Raw genomic sequence first — 16,370 nt, forward strand, 5'->3', positions numbered from 1 at the left:
GACGGGCACGCCAGTGGGCCGCACATGCACGCCCGCGTCGACCGGCCGCAGCGGACTTCCACCCACCTCGTCGACGCCTCGTGCCGAGATCACGCCGGGCTTGACCAGCGTCGCCCCACGGGCCGGCGAACTGAACCCGGGCGGCCCGGTGAAGCCGATGCCGCCTCCCCTCTCGCGGCCAGGCGCGCTACTGAACTGCGCGTTCGCACGAGACCTGTTGCTGCGATGCCTGTTCGAACGTATGATCGAATACGTGGCGGAGGTGGCGGAACGGGAGACGGCGGAGTCCCCCGTCGGGCCCGTCGCTCCTGCGGCGGGGTGGGCCACCGGGCCGCTCGGCGTCGTGCAGGCGGCCGACCGCGAGATCGCCCGCCAGACGGCCCTGCGCACCCGGGCGGTGGCCGAGTTCGCCGCGGCCCGTCCCGCGTCTGCTGACCGGCCGGCCGGTCAGCCCGGGGCGATGAGCGAGGCACGCCGCGCCGCCCGCCCGGAGGTGCTGGTCGACGTCAGCGAGTGGGCGGCGCAGGAACTCGTGGTGGCGCTGTCCCTCTCCGCCCAGGCCGCCGAGCAGCTGCTCGCCCGGTCGCTGACGCTGGTGCACCGGCTCCCCGCGACGTTGGCCGCGCTGGAGCGCGGGGAGATCCACCCGGGGCACCTGTGGCCGGTGCTCGAGCGGGTGGCGCCCATCGCCGACGCGGCGCGGCGAGCCGCCGTGGAGCGCGATCTGCTCGCGTGGATGTCCGGCCGGGTGACCACCCCGGCGCAGCTCGGCGCCAAGGCTCGCCGCCTCGGTCTGGCCCGGGACGCGCGCGACGAGGCCGCTCGGCTGGCCGCGTCGCTGCGGGAACGGGGCATCTCGATCCGCTCCGACCGGCGCGAGGGCATGGCCTCCTTCGGCGCTCTCCTCACGGTGCCCGAGGCCCAGGCGCTGCTCGACGCGCTGGGCCGGTACGCCGACGCGCTCGACGAGCCGGACGACTCCAGGACCCGCGGTCAGAAGATGGCCGACTGCCTGCTCGACCTGGTCCTGCGGCCGGAGGAGAACGAGCTCCCCGCCGTGCAGGCGCAGCTGACCGTGGTGGCGGGCGTGCGGGCCCTGCTCGGCGGCGACCAACCCGGCGAGATCGGGGGTGAGCCGGTGCCGGCCGAGGTCGTCCGTGCCCTCGCCCGCGCCCTGGGCCTGCTGCCCGCGTCGGCGCCGGATGCCGGCGAGGCGGGCACCACGAGCGAGCGCGCTGCCGACCACACGCCCGCAGCGGAACGCCGGGCCGACGATCAGCCGCGGGACGCCGGTGCCACCGACGCCTGGCGGGACGACCTCTGCCCCACGGACTCCTGGCCGGACGACCTCGGTCCCACCGACGCCTGGCCGCTCCACACCTGGCCCAGGGAGTGGCAGGAGGCCGACGAGCGGTGGTGGGCGGAGGTCGAGGCCCGCGCCCTCCGAGGTGAGTGGGGCGGGGAGGACTACACCCCGGAGGACGAGCTGCTCCGCCGGTGGGCCGAGGAGGCACCCGTCGAGGCCTGGCTGGAGCGCGCCGGTGCTTTCGCCGACCCGGCGCCGGCCTCCGAGCCTGATCCCGGCTCCGGCTCGGGACGCGGCCCCGATGCCAGCCCGGGTTCAGGACACGGCTCCCACGTCCAGCCCGGGACAGCACCCGACCACCGGCCCGCGGCAGGCCCAGCGCCCACGACGGATGACGACGACGGCGACCGATCCGCTCGCTGGGCAACGGCTCACGGTTCGATGCAAGCCGCCGCGGATGCGCTGCTGGGCCTGGATCGGGCGATCGGTCACGCCCGACGGATGGTCGCCGACGCCCAGCGGGCCGACCGTGCGGACGAGGCCACCTGGCGCCGCGGCGTCGCTGGGCGGGTCACCGGTGCGCCGAGCGACCTGGACGCGTGCGCCGCGGCCGGGGAGTCCCGCCGGGCGGCCCTCGCCGCACTTCTCGACGTGAGCGGGGGCGGCACGCTGGTCGACCGGCCGCGCATCGCGGTCGTCGACGAACTCTCCGGCGCCCTGCTCGCGCTGACCGACAGCCGTGAGCTCCGCCGCCTGGCCCGCTGCGACGACGCCGCCTGCCGCCGCGCGCCGGCCCGCTGCACGCACGACCTCACCGGCCGCCCGGGGCTCGGCCCACCCGGTCCGACCGACGGGTACCGCCCCGGCACGGCCCTCGACCGGTACGTCCGTGCCCGCGACCGCCGCTGCCGCTTCCCCGGCTGTCGCCGCCGCGTGCCGCTCGGCGGGGAGCTGGACCACGACCGTCCCTGGCCCGAGGGGCCGACCAGCGCGGAGAACCTCGTCGGCTTCTGCACCGGCCACCACCGCGGCAAGCACCAGGCGCCCGGTTGGCGGTACGAGCTGGCGCCCGACGGTCGACTGACCGTGACCACCCCGACCGGCCTGGTCGCGACGACCACTCCCCCACCGTTCTAAGCGGCTACTCCTCGGTGCCGTCACCGATCGTCGCGACCTCGCGGGCGGCGTCCGGGCCCTGCTCGAGGAGCACGCGGAAGCCGTCGTCGTCCAGGATCGGCGCCTTCACCTGGACGGCCTTGTCGTACTTGCTGCCCGGGTCGGCGCCGACGACCACGAAGCCGGTCTTCTTCGACACCGAACCGGTCACCTTGCCGCCGCGCTCCTGGATCGCCGCGATCGCCTGGTCGCGGCTGAAGTCGCGCAGCGAGCCGGTGACCACGACGGTGACCCCGGTGAGCGGGCCCGGGCCGGCGTCCTCGCCCGCATCGGCCAGCGAGACCCCGGCCTGCCGCCACTTCTCGACCACCTCGCGGTGCCAGTCGACGGCGAACCAGTCGCGGATCGACGCCGCGATCGTCGGCCCGACGCCGTCGGCGGCAGCGAGCTCCTCCTCCGTCGCGGCCATGATGCGGTCCATCGACCGGAAGTCACGCGCCAGCGCCTGGGCGGCGGTCGGGCCCACGTGCCGGATGGAGAGCGCGACCAGCACCCGCCAGAGCGGGACGTCCTTGCGGGTCTGGAGGTTGGTCAGCAGCTTGCGCCCGTTGGCCGACAGGGCGCCGTCCTTCTTCGTGAAGAACGCGCTGCGGCACAGCGCCTCCTCGTCGAGGAAGAAGAGGTCGCCCTCGTCCTGGAGCAGACCGCTCTGCAGCAGCGCGATCGCCGCCTCGTAACCCAGGTTCTCGATGTCGAAGGCGCCGCGACCGGCCACGTGGAAGACCCGCTCCCGCAGCTGCGCGGGGCAGGACCGGGCGTTGGGGCAGCGGATGTCGGCGTCGCCCTCCTTCTCCGGTCGCAGCTCGGTGCCGCACTCGGGGCAGTGGGTCGGCATGACGAACTCGCGCTCGTCGCCCGTGCGGGCCGCCACCACCGGGCCGAGCACCTCGGGGATCACGTCGCCCGCCTTGCGGATGACGACGGTGTCCCCGATCAGCACGCCCTTCCGCTTCACCTCGCTGGCGTTGTGCAGGGTGGCCAGCTGCACGGTGGAGCCCGCGACCTTGACCGGCTCCATGAAGGCGAACGGCGTCACCCGGCCGGTGCGCCCCACGTTGACCCGGATGTCGACGAGCTTCGTCGTCGCCTCCTCCGGCGGGTACTTGAAGGCGATGGCCCACCGTGGCGCCCGGGAGGTCGAGCCCAGCCGCCGCTGCAGCGCCACCTGGTCGACCTTCACCACGACGCCGTCGATCTCGTGCTCCACCGAGTGGCGCTGCTCGCGGTAGCGCTCGATGTAGGCCCGCACGCCCTCCAGGTCGGGCACGACCTCGAAGCGGTCGCTCACCGGCAGCCCCAGCGCCCGTAGCCCGTCGTAGGCGGCCGACTGGCGCTCGGGCTCGAACCCCCTCCGGGCGCCCAGGCCGTGCACCACCAGCCGTAGAGGCCGCGAGGCGGTGACCTTCGGGTCCTTCTGGCGCAGCGACCCGGCGGCCGCGTTGCGCGGGTTGGCGAACGGCGGCCGCCCCTGCTCGACCATGGCGGCGTTCACGTCGGCGAACGCCGCCACCGGGAAGTAGATCTCGCCGCGGACCTCGAGCAGCTCGGGGACGTCGTCGCCGGTGAGCTGCTGCGGGACGTCGCGCATCGTGCGGACGTTGGCGGTGACGTCCTCGCCGGTGACGCCGTCGCCCCGCGTGGCGGCCCGCACCAGGCGGCCCTGCTCGTAGACCAGGTCGACGGCGACCCCGTCGACCTTCAGCTCGCAGAGGTAGCTCCCCCCGGCCGCGCCCTCCCGCTCGGCCCGCGCCGCCCAGGCCGACAGCTCGTCGCTGGTGAAGGCGTTGTCCAGGCTCTGCATCCGCTCGAGGTGCTGGACCGGCGCGAAGGTGGCGGTGAACCCGCCGTTGACCTTCTGGCTGGGCGAGTCGGGCGTGACCAGCGCCGGGTGCGCGGCCTCCAGTGCCTTGAGCTGACCCATCAGCTCGTCGTACTGGCCGTCGCTGATGAGCGGCTCGTCGCGCACGTAGTAGGCGAACGCGTACCGGTCCAGCTCCTCGGAGAGGTCGCGGTGCCGGGTGCGCACGTCGTCGGGGACCTCGGTGAGGTCCTCGCGGTCGGCCACCGGGGTGACGGACGGTTCGACGAGGTCGGCGTCGGTGCTCACGGTCGAACGGTATCCGGCGGCTACGACGGTCAACCGGCGCTCACCCGGTCGGGGCCGGGCGCCTCACTCCGGGAGCAGGTACTTCGCGGCCTCGCGCACCTGGCGCATCGCGGCCCGGGCGTAGGACGGCGTCGCCCCCGCCAGACCGCAGGCGGGGGTGAGGGTCACCGCCTCCGGCAGCCGGTCGGCGGTGAAGCCGAGCTCGCGCCACCACGCCTGCACCCGCGACGCCGTCGCCTCCGGAGCCGGGAGCGCGGCGTCGGTGCCGGGGACGACACCGGGTAGCAGGTGCACCCCCGCGTCGACCGCCTCCCCCACCCCGTCGAGGTCCTGGACCAGGCCGAGGTCGAAGGAGAGCCCCGCCGCACCGGCGGCACGGAACAGCCCCAGCGGCGTGCGCGGCGCGCAGCAGTGCACGACCACCGGTCCGGGCAGCGCCCGCACGACGGCCGCGAGCTCCCGCTCGACGACGTCCTCGGCGACCGCCGGCAGCTTGCCGAACCCGCTCACGGTCGGCAGCGCGCCCTGCAGGACGGCGGGGACCGAGGGCTCGTCGAGCTGCACCACGATCCGCGCCCCGGGCGCCCGTGCCTGCACGGCCGCCACGTGCGCGGCGAGCCCCTCGGCCAGCGACTGCCCCAGATCGCGGCGGGCACCCGCGTCCACGACCGCGCGGTCGCCCCGGGTGCGCTCCAGCCCGGCAGCGAGGGTCCACGGGCCGGTGGCCTGCACCTTGAACGGTCCCGTCCAGTCGACGGCGACGTCGTGCAGGGCGTCGAGGTCGCGGGCGAGGAACTCCTCGGCCCGCTGCTGGTCGATCCCCGCCCGCGGGACGAGCCGCCAGCCCGCCGGGGTGAGGTCGACGGCGAGGTCGACCAGCAGGGCGGCGCTGCGCCCGAGCATGTCCGCACCCGCCCCGCGACCGGGGAGCTCGGGCAGGTGCGCGAACCCCGGCAGCTCGCCGACCACGGTGCGGACCGCCTCCGCCGGCTCGGTGCCCGGCAACGACCCGACGCCGCAGGCGGGGCCCCAGAGACCCCCGGCGTCACTCATGCGGGCATCCCGGCACGGATGCCGGTGGCCCGGACCGCGGCCTGCCCGAGCACCAGGTCACCGCGCTCCGGGTCGGGGGTGTAGAGCACGGCGGACTGGCCGGCGGCCACCCCGCGCTGCTCCTCGTCGAGCAGGATGTGCAGCCCACCGGCGTCGTCGCCGGTCACCTCGCACGGCACCGGGGTGCCGTGCGCCCGCAGCTGCACCTCCGCCCGGAACGGCAGCTCCGGCGCCGCCCCGGTCCAGGTGGGAGCCGCGGTGACGACCCGGTCCACGCCGGCGAGGTCGGCGGTGCCGATGGTCACCGTCCGGGTCACCGGCTCGATGCCCAGCACGTAGCGAGGCCGCGAGTCCCCGGCGCTGACCCCGAGACCTCGGCGCTGGCCGACGGTGAAGCCGTAGGTGCCCTCGTGCTCGCCGACGGTCGCGCCGGTGGCGGCGTCGACCACCGGTCCCGGGCGGCTGCCCAGCCGGCGGGCCAGGAAGCCGCGGGTGTCGCCGTCCGGGATGAAGCAGATGTCGTGCGAGTCGGGCTTCGTGGCGACGGCGAACCCGCGCTCGGCGGCGATCTCCCGCACCCGCTCCTTGGTCATGCCGCCCAGCGGGAACACCGCCGCGGCCAGCTGCTGCGCGGTGAGGACGCCGAGCACGTAGGACTGGTCCTTGGCGGCGTCGACGGAGCGGCGCAGCTCGCCGCCGGCCAGGCGCGCGTGGTGCCCCGTGACGACCGCGTCGAAGCCCAACCCGACGGCCCGGTCGAGGACGGCGGAGAACTTGATCTTCTCGTTGCAGCGCAGGCACGGGTTGGGCGTGCGGCCGGCCGCGTACTCGGCGACGAAGTCCTCGACGACGTCCTCGGTGAACCGGTCCGCCATGTCCCAGACGTAGAAGGGGATGCCGAGCTCGTCGGCCACCCGCCGGGCGTCGTGGGAGTCCTCGACGCTGCAGCACCCGCGGGAGCCGCTGCGCAGCGTCTGCCGGTTCTGCGAGAGCGCGAGGTGGACGCCGGTGACGTCGTGCCCGGCGTCGACGGCGAGGGCCGCGGCCACGGCGGAGTCGACCCCCCCGCTCATGGCGGCCAGCACCCTCATCGGCGCCCCGTCCCGGCCCGCCGGGCCCGCTCGACCACCGGTGCGACGACGTCGAGCAGCGCGTCGACGTCGGCGTCGGTGCTGGTGTGCCCGAGGCTGAAGCGCAACGAGCTGCGGGCCCGGTCGGGGTCGGCGCCCACCGCCAGCAGCACGTGGCTGGGGCGGGCCACCCCGGCGCTGCACGCCGATCCGGTCGAGCACTCGATGCCGCGGGCGTCCAGCAGCATGAGGAGCGCGTCGCCCTCGGCGCCGGGGAAGGAGAGGTGGGCGTTGCCGGGCAGCCGGCCGGGCCCCGAGCGGACGACGTCGTCGAGCGGGGCGCCGTTGAGCTGGGCGTCGGGCACCTGCTCCACGACCCCGGCCACCAGCCGGTCGCGCAGCCGCGCCAGCTCGGCGGCCCGCTCGACGCGGCCCCGCACCGCCGCGGCCGCCGCGACCGCCAGCCCGACGATGGCGGCGACGTCCAGGGTGCCGGAGCGGACGTCGCGCTCCTGGCCCCCACCGTGCAGCAGGGGCGTGCACTCGGCGTCGCGGCGCAGCAGCAGCGCGCCGGCGCCCATCGGTCCGCCGAGCTTGTGGCCGGTCATGGTGAGCGCGTCGACCCCGCTGGCGCCGAAGTCGACCAGCACCTGCCCGACCGCCTGCACCGCGTCGGTGTGGAAGGGCACCCCCACGTCGTGCGCGGTGGCCGCGAGCGCCGCGACGTCGCTCACCGTGCCGATTTCGTTGTTGGCCCACATCACGCTCGCGACGGCGACGTCGGTGCCGTCGCCCAGCGCCTCGGCCAGCGCCCGCGGGGTGACCCGACCCGAGGGCTCCACCGGCAGCCACGTGACCTCGGCGCCCTCGTGCTTGGCCAGCCACTCGACGCTGTCGAGGACGGCGTGGTGCTCGGCGGGGCTCACGACGATGCGGCGACGGCGGGAGTCCGCCTCGCGCCGGGCCCAGAACAGGCCCTTGATCGCCAGGTTGTCGCTCTCGGTGCCGCCGCCGGTGAACAGCACCTCCGACGGCCGGGCGCCCAGCGCCTCGGCCAGCCGCTCGCGGGCCTGCTCCGCGGCGCGGCGGGCCGCCCGGCCGCTCGCGTGCAAGGAGGAGGCGTTGCCCACGCGGCCGAGCTGGCCGGTCATCGCGGCCAGCACCTCGGGCAGCATCGGCGTGGTCGCCGCGTGGTCGAGGTAGACCGGATCCGAGTAGGTCATGACGCGCTCAGGGTAGTCGCGGGCACGGCCGGGCCGGTCGCCGCCGCCGGAGGACCACCCGCACGCGGGGCGAGCACCGCGCCGCCGACCGCGACGGCGGAGAGCAGCACCACACCGGCCAGCACCGCGACCTCGAGGGAGAGCGCTCCGCCCGCCGCGGCGGCCACCAGCACGCCGACGAGCCCGATGCAGACCGCCGCGCCGGTGACGTCGGCGATCTGGAAGGCAGCGGAGTCCGCGCCCCGGGTCGCGTCCGACGAGCGGTCCACCAGCAGCACGCTGAGGCTCGGCATGCCCAGGCCCATGCCGAGGCCGGCGACCGCCCAGCTCACGCAGGCCGGCCACCCACCGACCCCGGGGACGGCGATCGCGGCCGTGGCCAGCAGCCCGGCGGTGAGGACGGCGAACCCGAGGCGCAGCAGGCGCACCCGCGACCAGTGCGGGTGGCGGCCCTGCAGCTGGGAGGCGGTCGCCCAGCCCAGGGCGCCGGCGGTGAGCGGGATCCCCGCGGCGGTGGCCGAGTAGCCGTGCAGCTCGGTGAGGGCCAGCGGCAGCAGCGCGTCCATGCCGAAGAAGGCACCGGCCAGCAGCCCGCGGCCGGCGACCACGGCGGGCAGACCCGGGCGGGCGACGGCGGTCCCGGTCGGCAGCAGCGGGCGCAGGCCGAGGACCAGTGCCAGCAGCCCGGCGACGGCGATCCCGGCCGCCAGGAGATCGAGGCGCTGCCCCGCGTACTGCAGGGCGGCGATGCCCCCGCCGGCCAGCAGCGCCCACCAGCGCCGCGTCGAGGCGGGGGCCGCGTCCGGGGCGGGCCGGGGCAGCGCGCGGACCGCGGGCAGGACCAGGCCCAGGCCGAGCAGGATGAGCGGCAGGAGGGCGAGGAAGACCAGCCGCCAGGTGAGGTGGGTGGTGAGCAGGCCGGCGACGACGGGGCCGATCAGCGCCGGGAGCACCCACGCGGCGGCGAACGCGCCGAAGAGCCGCGGACGCAGCCCGGGCGCGAAGGCCTGGCCGGCGACCACGTACAGGGAGACGGCGATCGCGCCCCCGCCGATGCCCTGCAGCGCCCGGGCGGCGACGAACAGCGCCATGCTCCCCGAGACGCCGGCGGCGAGCAGCCCCGCGGCGAAGACGGCCACCCCGGTCAGGAGCGCGACCCGTGACCCGCGGCGGTCACCGAGGTCCCCGCCGAGGACCATCCCGACCACCGAGGCGACGAGGAAGGCGCTGAAGGGCCAGGCGTACCAGGCGAGGCCGTCTAGCTCCGCGACCGCGGTCGGCATCGCGGTCGCCACCGCCATCGCCTCGAAGGCGACGAAGGTGACCAGCATCAGCAGCCCCGCGGTGGTCAGCCGGTGCGCCCGGTCGAACAGCGTCGGCGGCGCTCCGGTGCTCACGCGGTGCCCAACCACCGGACTTCCCGCCTGCTTCCCGTCCCCGGACATGCGTCGAGGGCCGACCCCCTGCACGGGAACCGGCCCTCGACGGGTGCCGCTACTTGCGGGCGTTGATCTGCTCGGTGGCGGCCGGCACGACGGTGTTCAGGTCACCGATCACGCCGAAGTCGGCCAGCTCGAAGATCGGCGCCTCGGGGTCCTTGTTGATGGCGACGATCGTCTTGCTGGTCTGCATGCCGGCGCGGTGCTGGATGGCGCCGGAGATGCCGACGGCCACGTAGAGCTGCGGCGAGACGGTCTTGCCGGTCTGCCCCACCTGGAAGCTGTGGGGGTAGAAGCCGGAGTCGACCGCGGCGCGCGAGGCGCCCACGGCCGCACCGAGCGAGTCGGCCAGGCCCTCGATGATCGAGAAGTTCTCGGCGCTGGCCACACCGCGGCCACCGGAGACGACGATGGAGGCCTCGGTGAGCTCGGGGCGGTTGCTCTTCTGCTCCACGACCCGCTCGACGACCCGGACCTGCTTGGCCGCGTCGCTCACCGCGACGTCGACGGTCTGCTCGGCACCGGCGGCGGGGGCCGGCTCGGGGGTGACCGAGTTGCCGCGGAGCGTGTAGATCGGGGTGCCGACCGTCACCTGCGAGTGCACGATCGTCGCCCCGGCGAACGCCGCCTGCGTGGCGGTGCCGTCGGGGGCGATCTCGGTGACGTCGGTGAGGAAACCGCTGCCGGTCTTGATGGCCAGGCGGGCGGCGATCTCCTTGCCCTCCGGCGAGGAGGGGATGACGACGGCGGCGGGCGACTTCTCGCTCACCAGCTGCGCCAGCACCTCGGCCTTGGGGGCCACCAGGTAGGCGTCGACGTCCTCGGACTCGGCGACGTAGACGGTGGCGGCGCCGTACTCCGCGAGGGCGTCCTTGACGCCGGCGGCGGTGCCCGGGGCACCGAGGACGACGGCCGACGGCTCACCGAGCGCGCGCGCCGCGGTCAGGGCTTCCAGCGTGGTCTTGCGAACACCGCCGCCGGCCGGGTTGAGCTCGGCAAGGACCAGGACCTCTGCCATGGGATGTTCTCCTCTTCCTTGGATCCGGGCGGGGTCAGACGATCTTCTGGGCGGCGAGGTAGTCGACGAACTTCTGCGCGCCGTCGCCCTCGTCGGTCACCTTGACGCCCTCGCCCTTCGGCGGGCGGCCGGCGAAGTCGAGCACCTTGCTGGTGGCGGTGGCCAGGCCGACGCTGCCGGCGTCGAGGCCCAGGTCGGCCAGGGTCTTGGTCTCCACCGGCTTCTTCTTGGCGGCCATGATCCCCTTGAACGAGGGGTACCGCGGCTCGTTGATCGTGTCCCAGGTGGAGATGATCGCCGGGAGCGGGGCCTCGAGTGCCCAGTAGCCGCCGTCGGTCTGCCGCTCCACCTTGGCGACGCCGCCCTCGATGGTGACCTTGCGGGCGCCGGAGAGCTGCGGGAGACCCAGGCGCTCGGCGAGCAGGGCGGGCATGACCGACAGCTGAGCGTCGGTGGCCTCCGCGCCGCACATGACCAGGTCGAACTCCATCTGGCCCAGCGCCGCGGCGATGACCGCGGAGGTCTGCACCGCGCAGGAGCCGTGGATGGCGTCGTCGACGACGTGCACGGCCTTGTCGGCGCCCATGGAGAGCGCCTTGCGGATGGCGTCGGTGGCGGAGTCGGGCCCGACGGTCAGCACGGTGACCTCGCCGCCCTGCGCCTCCTTGATGGTGAGCGCCTCCTCGATGGCGTACTCGTCCATCTCGTTGATCACGTTGTCGGCGGACGCACGGTCGACGGTGTTGTCGGCCGGGTCCAGCTTGCGCTCACTTCCCGAGTCCGGGACCTGCTTGACAAGAACGACGATGTTCATCGCGCTGAACCTTCCTCAGGACGCGTTCAGGATGCGGGCACGAGGCCCGCCTGGCTCCGATCATGGAGGCTACTGCGGAGTAACGCCGCCGCGGTACGAGGGGCGGGTGAGGCACGTCACGCCGGCGGGCCCGGCCACTCCCCCGTCGCGGCGAACCGGCGCAGGACCGCCGTGTACGGCGCCAGGTCCAGCCCCTGGGCGGCCACCCAGTCGTCGGAGTAGTACGTCCGCGCGTACCGCTCTCCGCCGTCGCAGAGCAGCGTCACCACGCTCCCCGTGCGGCCCGCCGCGACCATCTCGGCGACCAGTCCGAAGGCCCCCCACAGGTTCGTGCCGGTGGAGCCGCCGGCCCGGCGTCCGGTGACCTGCTCCAGGTGCCGCATCGCGGCCAGCGACGCGGCGTCGGGGACGGCGATCATCCGGTCGACGATGGTCGGCACGAACGAGGGCTCCACGCGCGGCCGCCCGATCCCCTCGATGCGTGACGGCGCCCCGGTCGTCCACCCCGGGTCCCCGGCCGCGTACCCGGGGAAGAACGCGGAGTTCTCCGGGTCGACGACGGCCAGCCGCGTGGGGTGCCGCCGGTAGCGGATGTACCGCCCGATCGTCGCGCTCGTGCCGCCGGTGCCGGCGCCGACCACGACCCACTCCGGCACCGGGTACCGCTCGGCGGCGAGCTGCTCGAAGACCGACTCTGCGATGTTGTTGTTGCCGCGCCAGTCCGTGGCCCGCTCGGCGTAGGTGAACTGGTCCAGGTAGTGCCCGCCGCACTCGGCGGCCAGCCGCCGGGCCTCCTCGTAGATCTCCGCCACCCGGTCGACGAAGTGGCAGCGGCCGCCGTGGAACTCGATGAGCGCGACCTTCTCGGGGCTGGTCGAGCGCGGCATGACGGCGACGAACGGCAGGCCCAGCATCCGGGCGAAGTAGGCCTCGCTCACCGCTGTCGACCCGCTCGAGGCCTCGACGACGGTGCTGCCCTCGGTGATCTGCCCGGAGCACAGCCCGTACAGGAAGAGCGACCGCGCGAGCCGGTGCTTCAGGCTGCCGGTGGGGTGGGTGGACTCGTCCTTGAGGTAGAGGTTCACCCCCCACTCCGGCGGCAGGGGGTAGACCAGCAGGTGGGTGTCCGCGCTCCGCCGGGCGTCGGCCTCGACGGCGGCGACGGCCCGGTCCACCCACGCCCGGCCGCCGGGGCCCGACCGGTCGACCACACCCTCCACCGGGCTCAGCGGCCGGAGAACTCGGCCTTGCCCGGGCCGCTCTCCAGGAACGAGCGCATCCCGGCGGCCTGGTCCTCGGTGTCGAACAGCTCGGCGAACAGCCGGCTCTCCAGGTCCAGCCCCTGGTCCAGGGGCAGGTCCAGCCCCTCGTCGATCGCCCGCTTGGCCGCCGCGAGCGCCAGCGGCGGGCCGCCGGCGAGCTTGCGCGCCATGGCGAGAGCGGTGTCGTACACCTCGGCGTCGGGGACGACGGCGTCGGCCAGCCCCATCTCCAGGGCCTCCTCGGCGCCGACGTGCCGGCCGGTGAAGACCAGGTCCTTGGCCCGGGCCGGGCCGACGAGGCGGGCCAGCCGCTGGGTCCCGCCGGCGCCCGGGATCACCCCGAGCAGGATCTCGGGCTGGCCGACCTTCGCGCCCGCGCCGAGCACGCGGAAGTCCGCGCACAGCGCCAGCTCGTAGCCGCCGCCGAGGGCGTAGCCGGTGACGGCGGCGATGACCGGCTTCGGGATCCGCGCGACCGCGCGGAAGGAGTTCTGCAGCTCGCGGCCCCAGGCGACCATGGACCGCCCGTCCAGCTGCGACATCGCCTTGATGTCGGCGCCCGCGGCGAAGACCCGCTCCCCGCCGTAGAGGACGACGGCGCGCACGTCCGACCGCGCACCGGCCTCGAGCGCGGCCGCCCGGATCTCCAGGTGCAGCTGCTCGTCGATCGCGTTCATCTTCGGCCGGTCGAGGCGGATGGTGCCCACCCCGTCGTCCACCTGCAGGGTCACGAACTCGGGGGTCGATGCCATGGACGGCACCTTATAAGGACCCCCTCCCCCTCGACCCTCGCTCCGCTCGGGCCGAGCCTCGGGAGGGGGGCCGCCTCAGGAAGCGCGCTTGGCGGTGAACCGGCCGTCGGTGCGGGCGAGGTCCAGCGGCAGGCCGAAGGTGTCCGAGAGGTGGTCCGAGGTGAGGACGTCGTCGGCCGCGCCCGAGGCGACGACCTCCCCCTCGCGCAGCAGCAGCGCGTGGGTGTAGCCCGGCGGGATCTCCTCGACGTGGTGGGTGACCAGCACCTGGGCGGGCGCGTAGTGGTACCTCGCCAGGTCGGAGAGCCGGGCGACGAGGTCCTCGCGACCGCCCAGGTCGAGGCCGGCCCCGGGCTCGTCGAGCAGCAGCAGCTCCGGGTCGGGCATCAGCGCGCGGGCGATCTGGGTGCGCTTGCGCTCGCCCTCGCTGAGGGTGCCGAAAGGGCGGTGCGCGTACTGGGCCACGCCCCACTGCGCCATGAGCATCCCGGCCCGGGTGAGGTCGTGGACGTCGTACCGCTCCCGCCATCGGCCGACGACGGCGTACCCGGCCGAGACGACGACGTCCCCGGTCTTCTCCGCGGGCCCGATCCGCTGGGCCAGCGAGGCGCTGGTCAGCCCGATGCGGGGCCGCAGCTCGAAGACGTCGACGGCGCCGAGCGTCTCGCCGAGCAGCCGCACCTCGCCCCGCGTCGGGTGCAGCTGCGCGGCCGCGAGCTGCAGGAGCGTGGTCTTGCCCGCCCCGTTGGGGCCGAGCACCACCCAGCGGTGGTCCTCCTCCACGGCCCAGTCGACGCCGCGGAGCAGGTGGTTCCCGCCCCGGACGACGTCGACTCCGGTCATCCGTACGACCGCCCCTCCGGGGGCGTCAGGGTTCGGCACGCCCCCATCCAACCAACCGTCGCGCCGGTCGGTGCGCCCGCTCCGGTCGGCGGCTTGGCACGATCGCCCGGTGACCGAACACACTGCGGCCGGACGCCCGCTCCTCGACGTGCTGCCCGGCGCCCCCGCACCGCTGGGTGCGGTCTGGGACGGCCGCGGGACGAACTTCGCGCTGTGGTCGGCCGGCGCCTCCGCCGTCGACCTCTGTCTGTTCGACCCCGACGGGACCGAGCACCGGCACCGGCTGGAGGAGACGACCCACCAGGTGTGGCACGGCCGGCTGCCCGGCGTCGGCCCGGGGCAGCGCTACGGCTACCGGGTCCACGGCGGCTACGACCCGTTCTCCGGTTCCCGGTACAACCCGGCCAAGCTGCTGCTGGACCCCTACGCGCGGGCCGTGGACGGGGAGCTGGAGCTGCACGAAGCGCTGTTCGGCCACCCCGTCGAGCACCCGGACTCCGCCGTCCCCGACGGCCAGGACTCCGCTCCCCACGTCCCCCGCGGCGTCGTCGTCCACGACCCGTTCCCCTGGGACGGCGACCGCCCGCTGCGCCGTTCGTGGTCGGACACCGTCATCTACGAGGTGCACGTCAAGGGGGCCACCGCCCGGCACCCCGGCGTCCCGCCGCACCTGCGGGGCACCTACGCGGGGCTGGCCCACCCCGCCTTCGTCGAGCACCTGCTGGCGCTCGGCGTGACAGCGGTCGAGCTGCTCCCGGTGCACCACTTCGTCAGCGAGCCGCACCTGCTGCGCCGCGGGCTGACCAACTACTGGGGTTACAACACGCTGGGCTACTTCGCGCCGCACGCCGCCTACAGCGCCGCGGGCAGCGGCGGCCAGCAGGTGACCGAGTTCAAGACGATGGTCAAGGAGCTGCACGCCGCCGGCATCGAGGTCATCCTCGACGTCGTCTACAACCACACGGCCGAGGGCGACCACACCGGGCCCACGCTGTCGTTCAAGGGCATCGACAACCCCGGCTACTACCGGCTCGACGGGGCCAACCCCTCCCGCTACACCGACTACACCGGCTGCGGGAACACTCTGGACGTGCGCCGGCCGGCGGTGCTGGGCCTGCTCATGGACTCGCTGCGCTACTGGGTCACCGAGATGCACGTCGACGGCTTCCGCTTCGACCTCGCCTCGGCGCTGGCCCGCTCGATGCACGACGTCGACCGGCTGTCGGCGTTCTTCGACGTCGTGCACCAGGACCCGGTGGTCAGCCAGGTGAAGCTGATCGCCGAGCCCTGGGACGTCGGTCCGGGGGGCTACCAGGTGGGCAACTTCCCGCCGCCGTGGACGGAGTGGAACGGCAAGTACCGCGACACCGTGCGCGACGTCTGGTCGGGCGCGCACGTCGGCGTGCGCGACCTCGCCTACCGGCTGACCGGCTCCTCGGACCTCTACCGCTCCGACGGCCGCCGCCCGTTCGCCAGCATCAACTTCGTCACCGCGCACGACGGCTTCCCCCTCGCCGACCTGGTCGCCTACGAGCAGAAGCGCAACGAGGCCAACGGCGAGGAGAACCGGGACGGCGAGAGCCACAACCGGAACTGGAACTGCGGCGTCGAGGGGCCCACCGACGACCCCGAGGTGCTGGCCCTGCGCGCGCGCCAGGTGCGCAACCTGCTGGCCACCCTGCTGCTCTCCACCGGGGTGCCGATGCTGACCGCCGGCGACGAGCTGTGCCGGACCCAGCAGGGCAACAACAACGCCTACTGCCAGGACAACGAGATCTCCTGGCTGGACTGGGCCGCCGCCGACGAGGACCTGCTCGCCTTCGTCACCCGGCTGGTCCGGCTGCGCCGCGGCGCCCCGGTGCTGCGGCAGGAGGCGTTCTTCGAGGGCCACGAGCTGCCGGGCACCGAGGGCACCCGCGACCTCGCCTGGTTCGCCCCGGGCGGCGGCCAGCTCACCACGGCGCACTGGTTCGACACCGGACTGCAGACCGTGGGCATGTACCTCGACGGCCGGGGCATCCGGCACCGCGACGAGTACGGCCACCCCGTCGTCGACGACTCCTACCTGGTGCAGCTGCACGCCGGCCCCGACCCGGTGACCGTCGAGCTGCCCGGGCCACCGTGGGCGGACGGCTACGAGCTGGTGGTCTCCACCGAGTACGCCCGCGGCGCCCCGCCGGCGATCACGTTCCTGCCGCCCGGACCGGTGGAGCTGCCCGGCCGCTGCGTCTGGCTGCTGCGGGTCGAGCGCCGGCCGTGACACCGCGATCCTCCGGATCGCACCGCGGCCAGGTGCCGTCCCCACCT

12 protein-coding genes are annotated in these 16,370 nt (G+C 74.8%); 2 read left to right on the forward strand and 10 right to left on the reverse strand.

The window, feature by feature from the left end; genetic code table 11:
• Positions 1–253: 253 nt before the first annotated feature.
• On the forward strand, positions 254–2,443 hold the full coding sequence (locus ACI79P_RS00690; protein WP_456579115.1) for a DUF222 domain-containing protein: 2,190 nt from the start codon (positions 254–256) through the stop codon (positions 2,441–2,443).
• A 4-nt stretch (positions 2,444–2,447) separates the two neighbouring features.
• On the opposite strand, the gene ligA is transcribed toward ACI79P_RS00690, so the two are convergent.
• From ligA to ACI79P_RS00740, 10 genes are all read right to left on the reverse strand, one after another.
• On the reverse strand, positions 2,448–4,589 hold the full coding sequence (gene ligA / locus ACI79P_RS00695; protein ID WP_456579116.1) for an NAD-dependent DNA ligase LigA: 2,142 nt from the start codon (positions 4,587–4,589) through the stop codon (positions 2,448–2,450).
• A gap of 63 nt (positions 4,590–4,652) precedes the next feature.
• The gene (locus ACI79P_RS00700; RefSeq protein ID WP_456579117.1) at positions 4,653–5,642 is read right to left on the reverse strand and encodes a methionine synthase; all 990 of its coding nucleotides are present in this window, start codon (positions 5,640–5,642) and stop codon (positions 4,653–4,655) included.
• Positions 5,639–6,733 (reverse strand): tRNA 2-thiouridine(34) synthase MnmA, encoded by a 1,095-nt coding sequence (mnmA, locus tag ACI79P_RS00705; RefSeq protein WP_456579118.1) that lies wholly within the window; start codon positions 6,731–6,733, stop codon positions 5,639–5,641. The genes ACI79P_RS00700 and mnmA overlap by 4 nt, the downstream gene beginning before the upstream one ends.
• The gene (locus tag ACI79P_RS00710) at positions 6,730–7,935 is read right to left on the reverse strand and encodes a cysteine desulfurase family protein (RefSeq protein ID WP_456579119.1); all 1,206 of its coding nucleotides are present in this window, start codon (positions 7,933–7,935) and stop codon (positions 6,730–6,732) included. The genes mnmA and ACI79P_RS00710 overlap by 4 nt, the downstream gene beginning before the upstream one ends.
• The gene (locus ACI79P_RS00715; RefSeq protein ID WP_456579120.1) at positions 7,932–9,332 is read right to left on the reverse strand and encodes an MFS transporter; all 1,401 of its coding nucleotides are present in this window, start codon (positions 9,330–9,332) and stop codon (positions 7,932–7,934) included. Before ACI79P_RS00715 ends, ACI79P_RS00710 begins: the two co-directional genes overlap by 4 nt.
• A gap of 97 nt (positions 9,333–9,429) precedes the next feature.
• A complete protein-coding gene (locus ACI79P_RS00720; protein ID WP_456579121.1) occupies positions 9,430–10,392 on the reverse strand; it encodes an electron transfer flavoprotein subunit alpha/FixB family protein in 963 nt (320 codons plus the stop codon).
• A 34-nt stretch (positions 10,393–10,426) separates the two neighbouring features.
• The gene (locus ACI79P_RS00725; RefSeq protein ID WP_456579122.1) at positions 10,427–11,206 is read right to left on the reverse strand and encodes an electron transfer flavoprotein subunit beta/FixA family protein; all 780 of its coding nucleotides are present in this window, start codon (positions 11,204–11,206) and stop codon (positions 10,427–10,429) included.
• 116 nt (positions 11,207–11,322) lie between these two features.
• Positions 11,323–12,417: an L-cysteine desulfhydrase Cds1 gene (gene cds1 / locus ACI79P_RS00730; protein ID WP_456579123.1), complete on the reverse strand. Its 1,095-nt coding sequence runs from the start codon at positions 12,415–12,417 to the stop codon at positions 11,323–11,325.
• 14 nt (positions 12,418–12,431) lie between these two features.
• Entirely contained in the window at positions 12,432–13,220 is a 789-nt protein-coding gene (locus ACI79P_RS00735; RefSeq protein ID WP_456579124.1) for an enoyl-CoA hydratase/isomerase family protein, read from the reverse strand.
• A gap of 75 nt (positions 13,221–13,295) precedes the next feature.
• Positions 13,296–14,063, reverse strand: coding sequence for an ABC transporter ATP-binding protein (locus ACI79P_RS00740; RefSeq protein WP_456579125.1), 768 nt, complete (start codon positions 14,061–14,063; stop codon positions 13,296–13,298).
• A gap of 109 nt (positions 14,064–14,172) precedes the next feature.
• Here ACI79P_RS00740 and glgX point away from each other — a divergent pair, with 109 nt between their 5' ends.
• Positions 14,173–16,323 (forward strand): glycogen debranching protein GlgX, encoded by a 2,151-nt coding sequence (glgX, locus tag ACI79P_RS00745; protein ID WP_456579126.1) that lies wholly within the window; start codon positions 14,173–14,175, stop codon positions 16,321–16,323.
• Positions 16,324–16,370 lie beyond the last annotated feature (47 nt).

This window comes from Blastococcus sp. SYSU DS0510 (assembly GCF_054050835.1).